Annotated in this window: 17 protein-coding genes; 4 read left to right on the top strand and 13 right to left on the bottom strand. The window is 69.5% G+C overall.

The window, feature by feature from the left end; all coding sequences use genetic code 11:
• Positions 1-10 precede the first annotated feature (10 nt).
• The 11 genes from ACIBG8_RS00505 to ACIBG8_RS00455 form a co-directional block, all read right to left on the bottom strand.
• Positions 11-1897, bottom strand: a complete 1887-nt coding sequence (locus ACIBG8_RS00505) for a DEAD/DEAH box helicase (protein ID WP_397340264.1) — start codon at positions 1895-1897, stop codon at positions 11-13.
• Between the two features lie 345 nt (positions 1898-2242).
• Positions 2243-2605, bottom strand: coding sequence for a metal-sulfur cluster assembly factor (locus tag ACIBG8_RS00500; RefSeq protein ID WP_397340263.1), 363 nt, complete (start codon positions 2603-2605; stop codon positions 2243-2245).
• Positions 2606-2672: 67 nt separating this feature from the next.
• Positions 2673-3113, bottom strand: a complete 441-nt coding sequence (sufU, locus tag ACIBG8_RS00495) for a Fe-S cluster assembly sulfur transfer protein SufU (RefSeq protein WP_397340262.1) — start codon at positions 3111-3113, stop codon at positions 2673-2675.
• A gap of 2 nt (positions 3114-3115) precedes the next feature.
• Positions 3116-4369 (bottom strand): cysteine desulfurase, encoded by a 1254-nt coding sequence (locus ACIBG8_RS00490; protein WP_397340261.1) that lies wholly within the window; start codon positions 4367-4369, stop codon positions 3116-3118.
• Positions 4369-5115: a Fe-S cluster assembly ATPase SufC gene (gene sufC, locus ACIBG8_RS00485; protein ID WP_397340260.1), complete on the bottom strand. Its 747-nt coding sequence runs from the start codon at positions 5113-5115 to the stop codon at positions 4369-4371. Before sufC ends, ACIBG8_RS00490 begins: the two co-directional genes overlap by 1 nt.
• Before the next feature lies 1 nt (position 5116).
• Positions 5117-5434, bottom strand: a complete 318-nt coding sequence (locus tag ACIBG8_RS00480) for a non-heme iron oxygenase ferredoxin subunit (RefSeq protein WP_397340259.1) — start codon at positions 5432-5434, stop codon at positions 5117-5119.
• Positions 5431-6555 carry a Fe-S cluster assembly protein SufD gene (sufD, locus tag ACIBG8_RS00475; protein WP_397340258.1) on the bottom strand — a complete coding sequence of 375 codons (1125 nt, stop codon included), beginning with the start codon at positions 6553-6555 and terminating at the stop codon, positions 5431-5433. The genes ACIBG8_RS00480 and sufD overlap by 4 nt, the downstream gene beginning before the upstream one ends.
• The gene (gene sufB, locus ACIBG8_RS00470) at positions 6555-7967 is read right to left on the bottom strand and encodes a Fe-S cluster assembly protein SufB (protein WP_397340257.1); all 1413 of its coding nucleotides are present in this window, start codon (positions 7965-7967) and stop codon (positions 6555-6557) included. Before sufB ends, sufD begins: the two co-directional genes overlap by 1 nt.
• Positions 7964-8632: a helix-turn-helix transcriptional regulator gene (locus ACIBG8_RS00465; RefSeq protein WP_397343878.1), complete on the bottom strand. Its 669-nt coding sequence runs from the start codon at positions 8630-8632 to the stop codon at positions 7964-7966. Before ACIBG8_RS00465 ends, sufB begins: the two co-directional genes overlap by 4 nt.
• 81 nt (positions 8633-8713) lie before the next feature.
• On the bottom strand, positions 8714-9931 hold the full coding sequence (locus tag ACIBG8_RS00460) for a multidrug effflux MFS transporter (RefSeq protein ID WP_397340256.1): 1218 nt from the start codon (positions 9929-9931) through the stop codon (positions 8714-8716).
• Between the two features lie 95 nt (positions 9932-10026).
• Entirely contained in the window at positions 10027-10803 is a 777-nt protein-coding gene (locus tag ACIBG8_RS00455; protein WP_397340255.1) for a VOC family protein, read from the bottom strand.
• 148 nt (positions 10804-10951) lie between these two features.
• Here ACIBG8_RS00455 and ACIBG8_RS00450 point away from each other — a divergent pair, with 148 nt between their 5' ends.
• The 3 genes from ACIBG8_RS00450 (at position 10952) to ACIBG8_RS00440 (ending at position 13599) form a co-directional block, all read left to right on the top strand.
• Positions 10952-11860, top strand: coding sequence for an ABC transporter ATP-binding protein (locus ACIBG8_RS00450; protein ID WP_397340254.1), 909 nt, complete (start codon positions 10952-10954; stop codon positions 11858-11860).
• Complete coding sequence (locus tag ACIBG8_RS00445) at positions 11857-12621, top strand: ABC transporter permease (protein ID WP_397340253.1); 765 nt, start codon at positions 11857-11859, stop codon at positions 12619-12621. Before ACIBG8_RS00450 ends, ACIBG8_RS00445 begins: the two co-directional genes overlap by 4 nt.
• 72 nt (positions 12622-12693) lie before the next feature.
• Positions 12694-13599: an EamA family transporter gene (locus ACIBG8_RS00440; protein ID WP_397340252.1), complete on the top strand. Its 906-nt coding sequence runs from the start codon at positions 12694-12696 to the stop codon at positions 13597-13599.
• Between the two features lie 401 nt (positions 13600-14000).
• On the opposite strand, the gene ACIBG8_RS00435 is transcribed toward ACIBG8_RS00440, so the two are convergent.
• Positions 14001-14549 carry a hypothetical protein gene (locus tag ACIBG8_RS00435; protein WP_397340251.1) on the bottom strand — a complete coding sequence of 183 codons (549 nt, stop codon included), beginning with the start codon at positions 14547-14549 and terminating at the stop codon, positions 14001-14003.
• A 182-nt stretch (positions 14550-14731) separates the two neighbouring features.
• On the opposite strand from ACIBG8_RS00435, the gene ACIBG8_RS00430 reads away from it, so the two are divergent.
• Positions 14732-15544, top strand: a complete 813-nt coding sequence (locus ACIBG8_RS00430) for an SAM-dependent methyltransferase (protein WP_397340250.1) — start codon at positions 14732-14734, stop codon at positions 15542-15544.
• Positions 15545-15693: 149 nt separating this feature from the next.
• Here ACIBG8_RS00430 and ACIBG8_RS00425 read toward each other — a convergent pair whose 3' ends face one another.
• On the bottom strand, positions 15694-16368 hold the full coding sequence (locus ACIBG8_RS00425) for a GntR family transcriptional regulator (protein WP_397340249.1): 675 nt from the start codon (positions 16366-16368) through the stop codon (positions 15694-15696).
• Positions 16369-16537: the final 169 nt, after the last annotated feature.

The raw sequence follows: 16537 nt of genomic DNA, 5'->3' as shown, positions 1-16537 counted from the left end.
CGTTCAGAGACTAACGGCCGTAGCGGCGGCCGCCGGTGGTGCCGCGGTCGGCGCGGTAGCCACCGCCGCCGCCCGTGTTACCCGAGCGGTACCCACCCGAGCGCTCCTCAGTGCGAGGAGCCCCGGCGCGGTAACCGTCACGGGGACGGTCCTCCGTACGAGGAGCACCCGCGCGGTAACCGTCACGAGGACGGTCGTCCGCACGGTAAGCGCCGCGGTCGGCGGAGAACGGACGGCCGCGGTCGCCACGGTCGTCGGAGCGGAAGCCGCCCCCACGCGGGCTGTCGTCGTTCGTGCGGTAACCACTGCGCGCACCACTGTCAGCCGAGAACGGGCGTCCACGGTCGTCGGAGCGGTAACCGCTAGAGGGTGCCGGGCGCTCCGAACGGTAGCCGCCAGAGGTGGCCGGGCGCTCAGAGCGGTAACCGCCCTCGTTCCCCCCGCGGTAACCGCCACCACCGGTGGACGGACCGCCGCGGTAACCACCCTGCCGGCCCTCACCGAAGGTGCGGGTCTCGCCGGAAGCGGCAGGCGCCGCACCGTCGTGCCGGCGCGGACGGCGCTCGCCGTCGAACTCCCGGCGCGGCCCACGACGGCCGCGACGGTCGCCGCCGCCACCACCGTGCGAACCCTCACGACGAGGACGCAGCGGCTTGCGGACGTCGGGCTCCCAGACCGGGATCGACTCGCCGCTCGGCTGGCGAGCGCCGGCGATCTCGGCCAGGCGCGGGTGACCCGGCGTGGCCTTGAGTCGGAACGGGTGGATCCCGGCCCGCTTGGTGAGCGACTCGGTGGAGCGGCGCTCGTTCGGCAGGACCAGGGTCACGACGGTGCCCTTCTCCCCCGCGCGAGCGGTACGGCCACCGCGGTGCAGGTAGCTCTTGTGGTCCTGCGGCGGGTCGACGTGCAGCACGAGGCTGATGTTGTCGACGTGGATGCCGCGGGCCGCGACGTCCGTGCAGACCAGGACGTCGACCTGGCCCTCCTTGAACTCGGCCAGGATGCGGGTGCGCTGGTTCTGGCGCTTGCCGCCGTGCAGGCCGCCCGACTTCACGCCGACGCGGGCGAGCTGCTTGCACAGCCGGTCGACGCCGTGCTGGGTGCGGACGAAGATGATCGTCCTGCCCTCGCGGTTGGCGATCTCGGCGGTGATGTCGAACTTGTCGTCGCGGGTCACCTGCAGCACGTGGTGCTCCATGGTGTCGACCGGGGAGGTCGCGGGCGCGATCGAGTGGTGGATCGGGTCCTTCATGAACCGGCGCACCAGCTTGTCCACGTCACCGTCGAGGGTGGCGGAGAACAGCAGCCGCTGGCCGTCAGCGGGCGTCATCGCCAGCAGCTCGGACACGACGGGGAAGAAGCCGAGGTCGCACATGTGGTCGGCCTCGTCGATGACGGTCACGTCGACCTCCTCCAGCGAACACTCACCCTGGCGGATGAGGTCGCCGAGGCGGCCGGGGGTGGCGATCACGATGTCGACGCCGCGGCGCAGCGCCTCGACCTGCTTGCCCATGGACATGCCGCCGACGACGACCTTCATCCGCAGGGACAGGCCGCGGCCGAGCGGCTCGAGAGCGTCGTGGACCTGGAGCGCGAGCTCGCGGGTCGGCACGAGGATGACCGCGCGGGGGCGGCCGGGGGTCGGGCGTCGGCCGGAGATGCGCGCCATGGTGGGCAGGCCGAACGCGAGGGTCTTGCCGGAGCCGGTCTGGCCACGGCCGAGCACGTCGTTACCGGCCAGAACGTCGGGAATCGTGGCGCTCTGGATGGGGAACGGGCTGTTGATGCCCTGACGGGACAGGCCGGTGATGAGCGGCTTCGGCAGGCCGAGCAGCTCGAATTCCGACGGGCCCTGCTCCTCGACGGAGGCGATTTCGGGCATAACAGCGTCAAGCATGGTCACGAAGGTCGTGCCTTTCAGTCGAAGTGGCGCGTCACTTCTGCGAAAAGGACGAGCCGGGACGTACGGCGGTGCCGTACACAGTGCAAGACACGGGCGTTCCCTCTGGAACGACCGCTGGGGTGGGGACTGGCCCCCCTGTCAAACGGGGGCCGTCTACGCGCACCCAAGTGCCGGCCGCAGGCGGCTCACGCATACTGATGCGTCAGGTGCACATGTTGCCAAACGCACGGAAGGACACGGTGTATTCCCGAGCGCGCGGCTCGGACTTTCCGGGCCTTGGCAGGCTGAAGCGGCTGACACCGAGGCGTCAGCCGTACAGCGGATCAGATCTTCAGAAGATCAGACATTGAAGCCTAGCATACGAAGCTGGTCACGACCGTCGTCGGAAATCTTGTCCGGGCCCCACGGGGGCAGCCAGACCCAGTTGATCTTGACGTCGGAGACCATGCCGTCGAGCGCGGAGTGCGCCTGGTCCTCGATGACGTCGGTCAGCGGGCAGGCCGCGCTGGTGAGCGTCATGTCGATGGTCGCGACGGGCTTGTCGGCGCCCTCGGCGGGGTCCAGGTTGAGGCCGTAGATGAGGCCGAGGTCGACGACGTTGATGCCGAGCTCGGGGTCGACGACGTCCTTGAGCGCCTCCATGACCTCGTCGTGCGTGGTCTCCCCGTCGAACCCGACGGGCGTCTCAACAGGCTTGCTCACAGTGCCTCCTTCGTCGGCCCTGTGGCAAGCAAGCTTGACGAGCCTATTTGTCGTTCGCTGCGCTCTCTCACGATGCCGTACTCCTCACAACAGCGTCCTTGTAGGCCATCCACGACAGCAGCGCGCACTTGACGCGGGCCGGGAACTTGGCCACACCCGCGAACGCCACGGCGTCGCCCAGCACGTCCTCGTCCGGCTCCACCTTGCCCCTGCCCTGCAGGAGCCTGGTGAACTCGTCGACGACCGAGAGCGTCTCCTCGACGGTCGAGCCGGTGGTCAGCTCGTGCAGGACCGAGGCGGCCGCCTGGCTGATGGAGCAGCCCTGGCCGTCGTAGGACACGTCCTCGACCTTGCCGCCGTCGCCCAGCTTGACCCGGAGCGTGATCTCGTCGCCGCACGTGGGGTTCACGTGGTGAACCTCGGCGTCGTACGGCTCGCGCAGCCCCCGGCCCTGCGGGTGCTTGTAGTGCTCCAGGATCAGCTCCTGGTACATCGACTCGGAGATCATGGCTATGCGAACACCTTCTGCACATGATGGAGGCCGCGCACCAGGGCGTCGATCTCGCCCGTGGTGTTGTACAGGTAGAACGACGCCCGCGTGGTCGCCGGTATTCCGAACCTCAGGTGGAGCGGCCGGGCGCAGTGATGACCCACCCGTACGGCGATGCCGAACTGGTCGTCCAAGATCTGCCCCACGTCGTGCGGATGAATCCCGTCCAGCGTGAACGACAGGATGCCGCCCCTGTCCTCCAGCGAGTCAGGGCCGATCAGCCGCAGCGCGGGGACGCTCCGCAGCGCCTCCAGCCCGTAGGCCGTCAGCTCCCGCTCGTGCGCCTCGATCGCGTCCATGCCGACCGCGTTGAGGTAGTCGACCGCCGCCCCGAGGCCGATGGCCTCGACGATCGGCGGCGTGCCCGCCTCGAACTTGTGCGGCACGGCCGCGTAGGTCGAGTGGTCCATCCAGACCGCCTCGATCATCTCGCCGCCGCCCAGGAACGGCGGCATGGCCTCCAGCAGCTCCTGACGCCCCCACAGGACCCCGATGCCGGACGGGCCGAGCATCTTGTGGCCGGTGAAGGCGACGAAGTCGACGTCCAGCCCGGCCACGTTCACCGGGTGGTGCGGCACGGACTGGGAGGCGTCGAGCATGACGAGCGCGCCGGCCGTGCGGGCCAGGCGCACGACCTCGGCGACCGGGTTGACCGAGCCGAGGACGTTCGACTGGTGCGCGATCGAGACGATCTTCGTCCGCTCGGTGATGACGCCGTCGGCCAGGTCGAGCCGGCCGTCGTCGGTCACGCCGAACCACTTCAGCGTCGCGCCGGTGCGCTGCACGAGCATCTGCCACGGCACGATGTTGGAGTGGTGCTCCATCTCGGAGATGACGATCTCGTCGCCGGGGCCGAGGGTGAAGCGCGGGTCGGTGTTGGTGCGGTTGCCGAAGGAGTAGGCGACCAGGTTGAGCGCCTCTGAGGCGTTCTTGGTGAAGATGACCTCGTCGCGCGACGGCGCGCCGATGAACGCCGCGATCTTGTCGCGGGCGTCCTCGTAGGCCTCGGTGGACTCGCTGCCGAGCACGTGCATGGCGCGGCCGACGTTGCTGTAGTGGTTCGCGAAGTGGTCGCGCATGGTCTCGACGACCTGCGTCGGCTTCTGCGAGGAGTTGCCCGAGTCGATGTAGATCAGCGGGCGCCCGCCGGGCAGCTCGCGGGACAGGACCGGGAAATCCTTCCTGATCCTGTCCACGTCGAACGTCTCGCTCATTACGCCGATGCCTTCGTGTAGGCCTCGTACCCCTCGGCCTCAAGCTTGTCGGCCAGCTCGGGGCCGCCCTCTTCGACGATGCGGCCGGCGGAGAAGACGTGCACGAAGTCGGGCTTCACGTACCGCAGGATGCGCGTGTAGTGCGTGATCAGCAGGACGCCGGTGTCGCCGGAGGCGCGGAAGCGGTTGACGCCCTCCGACACCACGCGCAGCGCGTCGACGTCGAGGCCGGAGTCGGTCTCGTCGAGCACGGCGATCTTCGGCTTGAGGAGCTCCATCTGGAGGATCTCGTGGCGCTTCTTCTCGCCGCCGGAGAAGCCCTCGTTGACGTTGCGGGTGGCGAAGGCGGCGTCGATGGACAGGGCGTCCATGCCGGCCTTCAGGTCCTTGGCGAACTCGCGCAGCTTCGGCGCCTCGCCGCGCACCGACGTCACCGCCGAGCGCAGGAAGTTGGAGACGCTGACGCCGGGAACCTCGACCGGGTACTGCATGGCCAGGAACAGGCCGGCGCGGGCCCGCTCGTCGACGGTCATCTCGAGCAGGTCGACGCCGTCGAGCAGCACCTGGCCACCGGTGATGGTGTATTTCGGGTGACCGGCGATCGCGTAGGCGAGCGTCGACTTGCCGGAGCCGTTGGGGCCCATGATGGCGTGGGTCTCCCCGGCCTTCACGGTGAGGTTGACGCCGCGCAGGATTTCCTTGTCCTCGACGGCGACGTGCAGGTCACGGATCTCAAGGGTGGACACGTTATGACTCCTTCGAGAGCGAGACGAGAACGTCGTCGCCGTCGATCTTGACTCGGTAGACGTTGACTGGCTTGGTGGCGGGCGGTCCTGTGGGCTTGCCGCTTCTGACGTCGAAGCACGAGCCGTGCAGCCAGCACTCCAGGGTGCCGTCGTAGACCTCGCCCTCGCTGAGCTTCACCTCGGCGTGCGAGCACACGTCGTGCAGCGCGAAGACCTCTTCGCCCTTGCGCACCAGCGCGACGGGGGTCTCCCCCACCTCCAGGCCGATGACGCCCCCGTCGGGGACGTCACTGACCTTGCAGACCTTCTCGAAGCTCATCGCGCGAGCTCCGCATCCAGTGCGGTGAGCACACGGTCGCGGATCTCTCCGATCTCGATCTTCTCGACGAGCTGGCCGAGGAAGCCCCTGATGACCAGGCGGCGCGCCTCGTCGTAGGGGATGCCGCGGGCCTGAAGGTAGAAGATGTGCTCGTCGTCGAGGCGGCCCGAGGCGGACGCGTGCCCGGCCCCGGCCACTTCGCCGGTGAGGATCTCCAGGTTGGGCACCGAGTCGGCGCGGGCGCCGTCGGTGAGGATCAGGTTGCGGTTGAGCTCGTAGGTGTCGGTGCCCTCGGCCTCGACCCTGATGATCACGTCGCCGATCCAGACCGCGTGGGCGTCCTCGCCCTGCAGCGCGCCGCGGTAGTCGACGTTGCTCTTGCAGTTGGGCTGCGAGTGGTCGACGAGCAGGCGGTGCTCCAGGTGCTGGCCGGCGTCCACGAAGTAGAGGCCGGACAGGTCGGCGTCGCCGCCGGGGCCGGTGTAGGACACGCTCGGCGACAGCCGTACGAGGTCTCCGCCGAAGGTCACCACGAAGCTGCGGAACGTCGCGTCCTTGGCGAGCTGCGCGTGGTGGTGGGAGACGTGCACGGCGTCGGCCGCCCAGTCCTGCAGGCTGACGACCTTGAGCGTGGCGCCGTCGCCGACGGCGAACTCGACGTTGTCGGCGTAGACGGCGCTGCCCTTGTGGTCGAGCACGATCACGGCTTCTGCCATCGGCTGTACGTCGATGACGATGTGGCCGTAGGCGGCGCCGTCACCGGAGCCGGTCAGCGTGAGCACGGTGGCCTTGGAGGCGACCGCCTCGCGCGGGACCGTGATCACGGTGGCCTTCTCGAAGGAGTTGTAGGCCTGGGCGCTGACGCGGTCGGTCGGCGTGTACGCCTTGCCGATGCGCGCGTCGTCGCGGCCGACCGTCTCCACGGTGACCTCGGGCGCGGCGTCGACGTCGACGATCACGTGACCGCTGGCGCTCGCCGTGCCGTTGTGCAGGCCCTTCAGACGGGAGAGCGGCGTGAAGCGCCAGCTCTCCTCGCGGCCCGTGGGCACCTCGAAGTCGTCCAGACTGTAGGACGCCTTCTCGTGCAGGGTCGACAGGGGCTTGTTGTCGTTCAGGCCCATCAGCCGACGGCTCCTTCCATCTGCAGCTCGATCAGGCGGTTCAGCTCGAGCGCGTATTCCATGGGCAGCTCACGCGCGATCGGCTCGACGAAGCCGCGCACGATCATCGCCATGGCCTCGTCCTCGCCCAGCCCGCGGCTCATGAGGTAGAACAGCTGGTCGTCGCTCACCTTGGAGACCGTGGCCTCGTGGCCCATCTGCACGTCGTCCTCGCGGACGTCGACGTAGGGGTAGGTGTCCGAGCGGCTGATCTGGTCGACCAGGAGCGCGTCGCACTTGACCGTGCTGGCCGAGCCGTACGCGCCCTCCTCGATCTGGACCAGGCCGCGGTAGGACGTCCGGCCGCCGCCGCGCGCCACCGACTTGGAGATCACGGTGGAGCTGGTGTGCGGGGCCAGGTGGACCATCTTGGACCCGGCGTCCTGGTGCTGGCCCTCGCCGGCGAACGCGACGCTCAGCGTCTCGCCCTTGGCGTGCTCGCCCATGAGGTAGACGGCCGGGTACTTCATCGTGACCTTGGACCCGATGTTGCCGTCGATCCACTCCATGGTGGCGCCCTCGTAGGCGACGGCGCGCTTGGTGACCAGGTTGTAGACGTTGTTCGACCAGTTCTGGATGGTCGTGTAACGGCAGCGGGCGCCCTTCTTCACGATGATCTCGACGACCGCGGAGTGCAGGGAGTCGCTGGAGTAGATCGGCGCAGTGCAGCCCTCGACGTAATGGACGTAGGAGTTCTCGTCCACGATGATCAGGGTGCGCTCGAACTGGCCCATGTTCTCGGTGTTGATCCGGAAGTAGGCCTGCAGCGGGATGTCGATGTTGGTGTTCGGCGGCACGTAGATGAACGAGCCACCGGACCAGGTCGCGGTGTTGAGCGCGGCGAACTTGTTGTCGCCGACCGGGATCACCGAGCCGAAGTACTCCTTGAAGAGCTCCTCGTGCTCGCGCAGGCCGGTGTCGGTGTCGACGAAGATGACACCCTTCTCCTCCAGGTCCTCGCGGATCTGGTGGTAGACCACCTCGGACTCGTACTGAGCCGCGACGCCGGCGATGAGGCGCTGCTTCTCCGCCTCGGGGATGCCGAGCTTGTCGTAGGTGTTCTTGATGTCCTCAGGCAGCTCTTCCCAGGAAGCGGCCTGCTTCTCGGTGGAGCGCACGAAGTACTTGATGTTGTCGAAGTCGATGCCGGTGAGGTCGGAGCCCCACGTCGGGAGCGGCTTCTTGCCGAACAGGCGGAGGCCCTTCAGGCGAAGGTCGAGCATCCACTCCGGCTCGTTCTTGAGCGCGGAGATGTTGCGGACGACCTCCTCGGACAGGCCTCGCTTGGCCGCGGCGCCCGCGGCGTCGGAGTCGGCCCAGCCGAACTTGTAATTCCCGAGGCCTTCCAGCTCCGGGCGGTCGGTGACAGTCACCTTCCGGTCTCCTTGCTCTCTTTATGTCTGACGGGGCTGACATGTGTCGTGCAGACCCCGTCGCCGTGTGCGATGGTGGCCAGGCGTTGCACCGGAGTGCCGAGAAGCTGCGCGAACGCCTCCGTCTCGGCCTCACACAGCTGCGGGAACTCCGCCGCCGCGTGCGCCACCGGGCAGTGGTGCTGGCAGAGCTGGTCGCCGCCGGACTGCGCCTTGCTGGCGCTGGCCGCGTACCCCTCTGCCGAGAGCGCCTCGGCCAGCACCTTCGCGCGCTGGTCCTCAGGCACCGTGCGCATGACGGGCTCAAGCCGCTGCAGCAGGCCAGAGACCTGCGAGCGGGCGAACTCCGCCACCGCTTGCTCGCCCATACGCTCGGCCATGAAGCGCAGGGCGCTTCCGGCCAGATCGTCGTAGGCGTGCTCGAACGCACTGCGCCCCGCGTCGGTGATGGCGAACAGCTTGGCAGGTCTGCCCCTGCCACGCTGGCCGCGCGGTCGCACGGTGCGGGGTTCGATCATCTCGTCGGCCAGCAGCGCGTCCAGGTGACGGCGCACCGCCGCGGGCGTGAGCCCGAGCCGCTCGCCGAGGGCGGCGGCCGTGACGGGACCATGCTCGAGGATGAGCCTCGCCACGCGTGCTCGCGTGGTGCTCTCGATCCCCTGCATGTTTTTCACAACATCAGTGTGCCTTAATTCGTTCCCGCATCTCAAACGAACGGCGAATGGAATTTCTCACGCAGGTAAGCCTTACCTAACTTTTCGAAGCACGGTGAATGCCACAAAAGCCGCAATAGTCAGTCCGAGAAGGACGACGGCCATCGGCAGCGCGCTGTCGGCGCCCGCCAGGCCCACCAGCGGAGCGGAGACCGCGCCGAGCGCGAACTGCAGCACGCCGAGCAGCGCCGAGGCGCTCCCGGCCACCTGCTGGGGCTGCCCGGCCAGGGCGAGCGCGCCCGCGCCAGGCAGGGTGAGCCCGGCGCCGCACATGATGACGAACAGGGCCGCCACCACGCCGCCGAGCCCGATGCCCGTGGAGGCGGCGACCAGCAGCAACACGCCGCCCGCCATGCTCACGCACAGGCCGATGAGCACCAGGCGGGCCGGATTGACCCGTCCGGCCAGCCTGCCCCCCACCTGCGCCATCAGCGTGAGACCGAGCGCGTTGAGGCCGAAGATGAGCGAATACTGCGTCGGCGTCGCGCCGTACACCTCCTGCAGCACGAACGGCGAGCCGGAGATGTAGGCGAACATCGCGCCGAAGCCGAGACCGGCGGCCAGCGCCGAAGCCATGAACGAGCGGTCCCTGAGCAGGGCCCAGAACGTGGCGGCGGTGTGTTTGAGCCCGCCGCTCTCCCGCTTGTCCGCGGGGAGCGTCTCGCGCACGCCGGGGATCACGGCCATCAGCAGCAGCAGACCGGCCAGGCTGAGCGCCACGAAGACGCCGCGCCAGGAGGTGAACTCCAGCAGCTGCGCGCCCGCGATCGGGGCCAGGATCGGCGCGAGGCCGCTGACGAGCATGAGGGTGGCGAAGATGCGGGCGATGGCCGCGCCGTCGTACAGGTCGCGCACCACCGCGCGGACGATCACCAGCGCCGCGCCGCCCAGGATGCCCTGGAGGAGGCGGAGCACGATGAGGACGGTGACCGAAGGCGCGAACGCGCACAGCAGCGAGGCGACCGCGTATCCGGCGATGCCGACGAGCAGCGGCATCCTGCGCCCGCGCACGTCGCTCAGCGGACCGGCGAGCACCTGGCCGACGGAGACGCCGATGAGACAGGCGGTGAGGGTCAGCTGCACCTGCGCCGGGCCTGTGAGCATCTCTTCGGTGATGGCGGGCAGCGCCGGAAGGTACATGTCGATGGACAGCGGCCCGATGGCCGACAGCGCTCCGAGGATCAGGAGCAGGAGCCCGCGTTTGCGGCTGCCCTCCGTGGCTGCGACCGTAGTGGCTTGTGCCACGGACATGCGTTTGACCCCTCTCCCGCGCAGGCGTTGCGACCCACGAGGGCCGAGGGATCAAACCGCTATGTGGTCAGCCGAATTCCCGATATCCGGAAATCTCACCCGTTTTCGTTAAGTTGGATGACCGCCAGGCCCGCACCCTGCGGGTCCATGAGCATTCCGAACCGGCCGAACGGCGAGTCCATGGCGTCGACCATGACCGTGGCGCCCAGCTCGCGGGCCTTGGCGATGGTGGCGTCGAGGTCGGCGACCGCGAAGTAGGTCGACCAGTGGGACGGCGTGCCCTCCGGGTAGTCGGGCGACATGGCCATCATGCCCGCGACGCTGTCGCCGCCGATCTGCCACTCGGTGTACTGCATGCCCTCCATCTCCTGGGTGTGCTCCGTCCAGCCGAACGCTGACGGGTAGAAGCGCTTGGCCGCCTCGACGTCGCTGCTGACGAGCTCGTTCCAGCAGAAGGCGCCCGGCTCGTTGACCAGCTCGGCGCCCTGGTGGTTGCCGGGCTGCCAGGCGGAGACGAAGGCGCCGTCCGGGGTCTGGAAGACGGCCATCGAGCCCTCTTCGAAGATGGCCATGGGCTCCATGACGACCTGGCCGCCGGAGTTCTTGACCTTGTCGGCGGTGGCGGCGATGTCGGAGGTGGAGACGTAGACGTTCCAGACCGACGGCATGCCCTCGGCGAACGACGGGCCCACGCCCGCGACCTTCTTGCCGTTGTAGACGAACTGCCCGTAGCCGCCCGCGGCCGGGTCGTCGACCATCTCGGCGCTCCAGCCGAACAGGTCGCCGTAGAACCGGGTCGAGGCGGGGACATCGGTGCTCGACAGATCCACCCAGCACGGGACGCCAGGCTGATAGCCATTGCGTTCTGACATTTTGCACCCTCCTGTGTGACCTGAACCACATGCCAGCCTTACACCTTGTGACCGACATTTCACGCGACTTGGGGAGATGTTCCGTCAGCCTTTACGCCACGGCAGGTCGGGCGCGGAACCACCCCGAGCAGTCCCTAAACTCGTGGCCATGGACTCCCCAGCCGTCGAGGTCGTCGAACTGGTCAAGCGCTACGGCGGCGCCACCGCCGTCGACGGCCTGACCCTGTCGGCGGCGCGCGGCGCCGTGACCGCGATCCTCGGTCCCAACGGCGCGGGCAAGACCTCCACCATCGAGATCTGCGAGGGGTTCCGCCGTCCCACGGCGGGGACGGTCAGGGTGCTCGGCCTCGACCCGGGCGACCACGCGCTGCGCGCCAAGGTGGGCGTGATGCTCCAGGCGGGCGGCGTTCCTCCGGCTTCGCGCTGCGCGGAATGGCTGCGGCTGGTCGCGCGCTTCTACGCCACCCCGCTCGACACCGGCGCGCTCCTGACCCGCCTCGGGCTGGCAGAACACGCCCGCACGCCGTACAGAAGGCTGTCCGGCGGGCAGCAGCAGCGGCTGTCGCTGGCCGCCGCGGTCGTCGGGCGGCCCGAGCTGGTCTTCCTCGACGAGCCGACGGCCGGGCTCGACCCGCAGGCCAGGCACGCCTGCTGGGAGCTGGTCGGCGAGCTGCGGGCCAGCGGGGTGTCCGTCGTGCTGACCACGCACCACATGGACGAGGCCGAACGGCTGGCCGACCAGGTCGTGATCATCGACAGGGGGCGCGTGGTGGCCGAGGGCAGCCCAGCGACGCTGACCGGCGCCGAGCGGCAGCTCCGCTTCCGCGCCCGGCCGGGGCTGGCCCTGGAGGAGCTGCTGACGGCCCTGCCGGACGGCAGCGCGGCCAAGGAGTCCCCGGCAGGCCACTACATCATCGAAGGGCAGGTCGGGCCCGAGCTGCTGGCGACGGTCACCGCCTGGTGCGCGGCAGAGGGCGTCACGGCCGACGACCTGAGCATCGAACGCCGCACGCTCGAAGACGTCTTCCTGGAGCTCACCGGGAGGGAGCTGCGATGACCTTGGATTTCGCCCCGGCTCCCGGGGCAGCGCCGCTGCCGCGCATGGTGCTCGCCCAGGCGGGCGCCGAGGTGCGGGCCATCCTGCGCAACGGCGAGCAGCTCCTGCTGACGCTGATCATCCCGGTGCTGCTGCTGGTCGGGTTCTCGCTGGCGCCGCTCGTCGACGTGGGCGCCGGGCGCCGGGTCGACTTCCTCGCTCCCGGCGTGCTGGCGCTGGCCGTCATGTCGACGGCGTTCACCGGGCAGGCGATCGCGACCGGTTTCGAGCGGCGGTACGGCGTGCTGAAGCGGCTGGGCGCGACGCCGCTGTCCAGGGCGGGGCTGATGCTGGCCAAGACGCTCGCGGTGCTGGCGGTCGAGGCGCTGCAGGTCGTGGTGATCGTCGGGGTGGCGCTGGCGCTGGGCTGGCAGCCGCGGGGCTCGTTCGCGGTGGCGCTGCTGCTGATCCTGCTCGGGACGGCGGCGTTCAGCGGGCTCGGGCTGTTCATGGCCGGGGTGCTGCGCGCCGAGGCGACGCTCGCCGCTGCCAACCTCGTCTACCTGGTGCTGCTGGGGTGCGGCGGGGTGATCTTCCCGCTCGCGGTCTTCCCCGACGCGGTGGAGCCGTTCCTGCGCGCGTTGCCGATCGGGGCGCTCACCACGGGGCTGCGCACGGCGCTCTCCGCCGGTGAGGGGCTGCCGTGGGGGCCGGTGGTGGTGCTGCTCCTCTGGGCGATCGGGACCCTCACGCTGGCCTCGCGCACGTTCCGCTGGGAGTAACCCCCGGGCACGGAAGATGTCAGTGGGGGTGGGTAGGCTCGCGAGCACGTTTGAGCCCCCTAGGAGTGCTTTGTGACCGCCTTCGCCCTTGACCAGCCCTTCGACGGACCAGGCCCGCGCAGGTCCTTCATCAGGACCGCGGTCGACGCGATCCCGCCGTCCGGCCTGCTGGTGCTGTCGATCTTCTCGGTGCAGCTCGGGGCTGGGCTGGCCAAGCAGCTGTTCGCCACGTTGCCGCCGAGCGCCGTGGTGTTCATGCGCATCGCGGCCGGGGCGCTGATCCTGGGGCTGGTGGCCAGGCCCAAGCTCAAGGGGATGACCTGGCGCGACGGGCTGGCGGTGCTGGCGTTCGGCGCGACTCTCGGGCTCATGAACCTTTCGTTTTATGAGTCCATCGCCAGGTTGCCGATCGGGATCGCGGTGGCCATCGAGTTCCTGGGGCCGCTCGGGGTGGCGCTGGCCGCCTCGCGCAGGCGGCTCGACCTGCTGTGGGTGGGGCTGGCGCTGACCGGGATGTTGTTGCTGGCGCCGTGGGGCGAGGCGGCGACGGTGAGCTGGCTGGGCATCGCGTTCGCGCTCGGCGCTGGGGTGTTGTGGGCGGCCTACATCCTGCTGTCGGCTTCGGTCGGGCAGCGGTTCTCGGGGACTTCCGGGCTGTCGATGGCGATGATCGTGTCGCTGGTGGTCGTGGCGCCGGTCGGGGTGACGACGGGCGGGGTGGACCTGCTGCAGCCGGAGATCATCCTCATCGGGCTGGGGGTGGGGCTGCTGTCGTCGGTGATCCCCTACTCGTTGGAGCTGGAGGCGTTGCGCCGGATGCCGAAGCACGTGTTCGGCATCCTGATGAGCCTGGAGCCGGCGGTGGCGGCGCTGGTGGGGGTGGTGGTGCTGGGCGAGCTGCTGGGGGTTCTGCAGTGGGCGGCCATCATGTGCATCGTCGCGGCCAGCCTGGGCGCGACCCGCTTCTCCCGCACCTGACGCTTTCTGGGAGGTTGCTGCTTTTTTGGGGGTACGGCTCGCGCCAGGGGACGGCCACCCGCCGCCGTGGGTGACCGCCTGTCTTTCATGGCACTCCAGGCCCGTGACGATCTCGCCGTTACATCGTCGTGTCGGGCGCTTCCCTGGTGGGTGCCTGACGGGCGATGTCGCGGCGGGTCGCTTCGGGCCTGGAGTGCCATGATCGACGGACGGTCACCGGCGTCGGCGGGTGGCTGTCTCCTGGCTCCGCCGTACCCCCAAAGGTTTTCGTCCTGAGACGAAAAGGGCCGCGCGCCCGACGGGTGGGGTCGGGCGCGCGGCGGGGTTCGTCGGTCGGGGCGGACCGGCGAACCGGGAGGGCCGGTGGGGATCGGGGTGGACGTGCCACCGGCCAGGCTTGGCTATCGGAGGATGGGGAGCCTCTTGACCAGGCTGGTCTCGGCCCACCGGCGGCCGAGGCCCAGGGTGGCGCCCGCGTTGGCGGCGGCCAGGCCGACGAGGACGAGCGCGTAGATCAGGTGGTCGTCGAGGAACGGGTTGCTCGACAGCGGCAGCGACGCCATCCACATGAACACCATCATCAGCGCCCCAGCTCCGGCGGCGATCCGCATCCCGACGCCCAGGACGAGCGCGAGCCCGATTCCGGCCAGTCCCGCCATGAACAGCACGTTCACCACCGGAGTGCCGGCCATCGCGTGGAACATCCCGGCGAAGGGCCCCTCGACCCCGCCGAGGAATCCGGCTGTCGGGTTGCCGCCGTTGATCCAGGCCTTGGCCGCCGGGGTGGCGAAGCCGAGGCCGAAGGTCTTGTCCAGGAACGCCCACAGGAAGATGAAGCCGAGCGCGATCCTGGTGACCGCCCAGATCACGGGCGCCACCCCGGCGCGTGGCGCGGGCGGTGCGGTGGTCGCGTGGCGGGCTTGCGGGCGTTCGACGGTCGGCGCGCTCATGGCTCTCCCTCCAGCACAAGATCGTGAAACTTTTCACAAGCTGGTGCTCATCAAAGACGTCGTTGTCTTTCCTCTCCAGGTTAACCGAAAAGGACTAAACGCCCAAACGGAGCTCCAGGGTCGACTCTTCCTGGTCCGCTGACTACGATGAGCCTTCGGTTGACTACCAAGGGTGGCACAGGATGACCGAGGGTGTCAGGTTGACCAGCGACTGGATGGCCATCGTTCGCAGGAACGAAACCGCCCACCCCGATGCTTACCACCGCGATCCATGCGCGACCGCGTTCGTCACTCCGGAGTCGGAGGCGTCGATGGCCGCCTTCCCCGCCGACCCGCCGTCCATGGTCGTCCCGATCCGGGCGCGGCTCGGTGACGAGACGCTGCTCATGTCCGGGGTACGGCAGGCGGTGTGTCTCGGGGCGGGCAGCGACGCCCGGCCGTACCGGCTGCCCGTCGACCACGACCTGCACTACTTCGACGTGGACCTGCCTGGGCATCTGGCGGGCAAGGCGGAGTTGCTGGCGGCGGCCGGGTTCCGTCCACGGTGCCGGATCGCCGACGTCGAGGCGGACCTGCGGGGCGACTGGGCCTCCCCGTTGCTGGCCGCCGGGTTCGACCCTTCGGTGGCCACGCACTGGATCGCCGACGGGCTGTTCTACTACCTCACGCCTGGCGAGGCGGACACCCTCATGGACACGCTCAGCGCGCTGGCCGCGGCGGGGTCGTGGCTGACGTTCGACGCGCCGCACGACAGCTTCATGGCCGATCCGGCGCTGGCGGGATTTCACGCGGCGATGCGCGCTCGGGGGGCGGAGTTCGTCGGCTCGTTCGCCGACCCGGTGGGGTGGCTGGCCCGTCGTGGGTGGCGTGGACAGGCGGTGACCACGGCGGAGCTGAGCATGGGCCGGTGCGCGTGGCTGCCGCCACTGCCCGCGCGCCTGCGGACGAACTGGGAACTCTGGCTCGCCAGGGCCACCATCGGCACACCCACCTGACCCCCGGCAGACCGCGCAACCCCACAGCGGACTGGGCGGGCCGTGCACCACCACGCGACACGCCGGTGCGGCGCGCAACGCCCCGTCACACCCCGGGGCGGGCAGGTACGCCCGCTGTGCTTGTGAGGGCTGCGGTCCAGCGCGCGGGGTTATTCGGGGCGGTTGGCCCAGATGCCGCGGACGTGCTGGATGTGGTCGCCCATGATGTGCTGCGCCGCCGAGCTGTCGCCCGCCTTCAGGGCGTCCAGAAGCTGCAGATGCTCCCGAGCCGAGTCCGTGAGCGTCCCCCGCTCCGACAACTGCGACAGCCCGTACAAACGCGCCCGGTTACGGAGATCTCTCACCACTTCCACCAGGTGCGCGTTACCTGACAGCGTCAGCAGTTCCACGTGAAACCGCAGGTCAGCGTCCACGTACCCCAGCAGATCGCCGCTTTCCGCCGCATCGACGATCTCCTGCGCGATCGGCCTGAGCCGTTCGAAATCAGCCGCCCGGGAAGCGTCCGCGAGGCGCGCGATCGTGGGCACCTCGATCAGTTGGCGGATCTCGGTGAGCTCGTCGAGGTCGCGGTCGGACAGCTCCGTCACCCGGAACCCCTTGTTGCGCACCGCCTCGACCAGGCCCTCCTTGGCCAGGTCGAGCATGGCCTCGCGCACCGGGGTGGCCGACACGCCGAACTGCCCGGCGAGCACGGGCGCGGAGTAGACCACGCCCGGCCGCATCTCGCCCGTGATGAGCGCGGCGCGGAGCGCGTGCGCCACCTGCTCGCGCAGGCTCTGCCGCTCCCCCACCACCGGTAGGACGAGCCGATCCTCCGCCGTCATCCCCGCTTCCCTTCCCGCTTCATGTGTCCCGCTTCCCGGAAACCCCAGGACCCCGCTGGTCGAGCCCCGGATCTCCGAGAACCCGCTCGCGCGGGTCCCCGAGTCTCCCAGAAGACCGGCCGGGCGAGTAGTCGCTCGCACGAGTCCTCGGTGCCCCGGGGGTCCGGGT

This window comes from Nonomuraea sp. NPDC050556 (assembly GCF_044457355.1).
Taxonomy (GTDB): Bacteria; Actinomycetota; Actinomycetes; order Streptosporangiales; family Streptosporangiaceae; genus Nonomuraea.
Note: the sequence above shows the minus strand (reverse complement) of the source record. Positions and strands in the feature narration are given on the sequence as shown.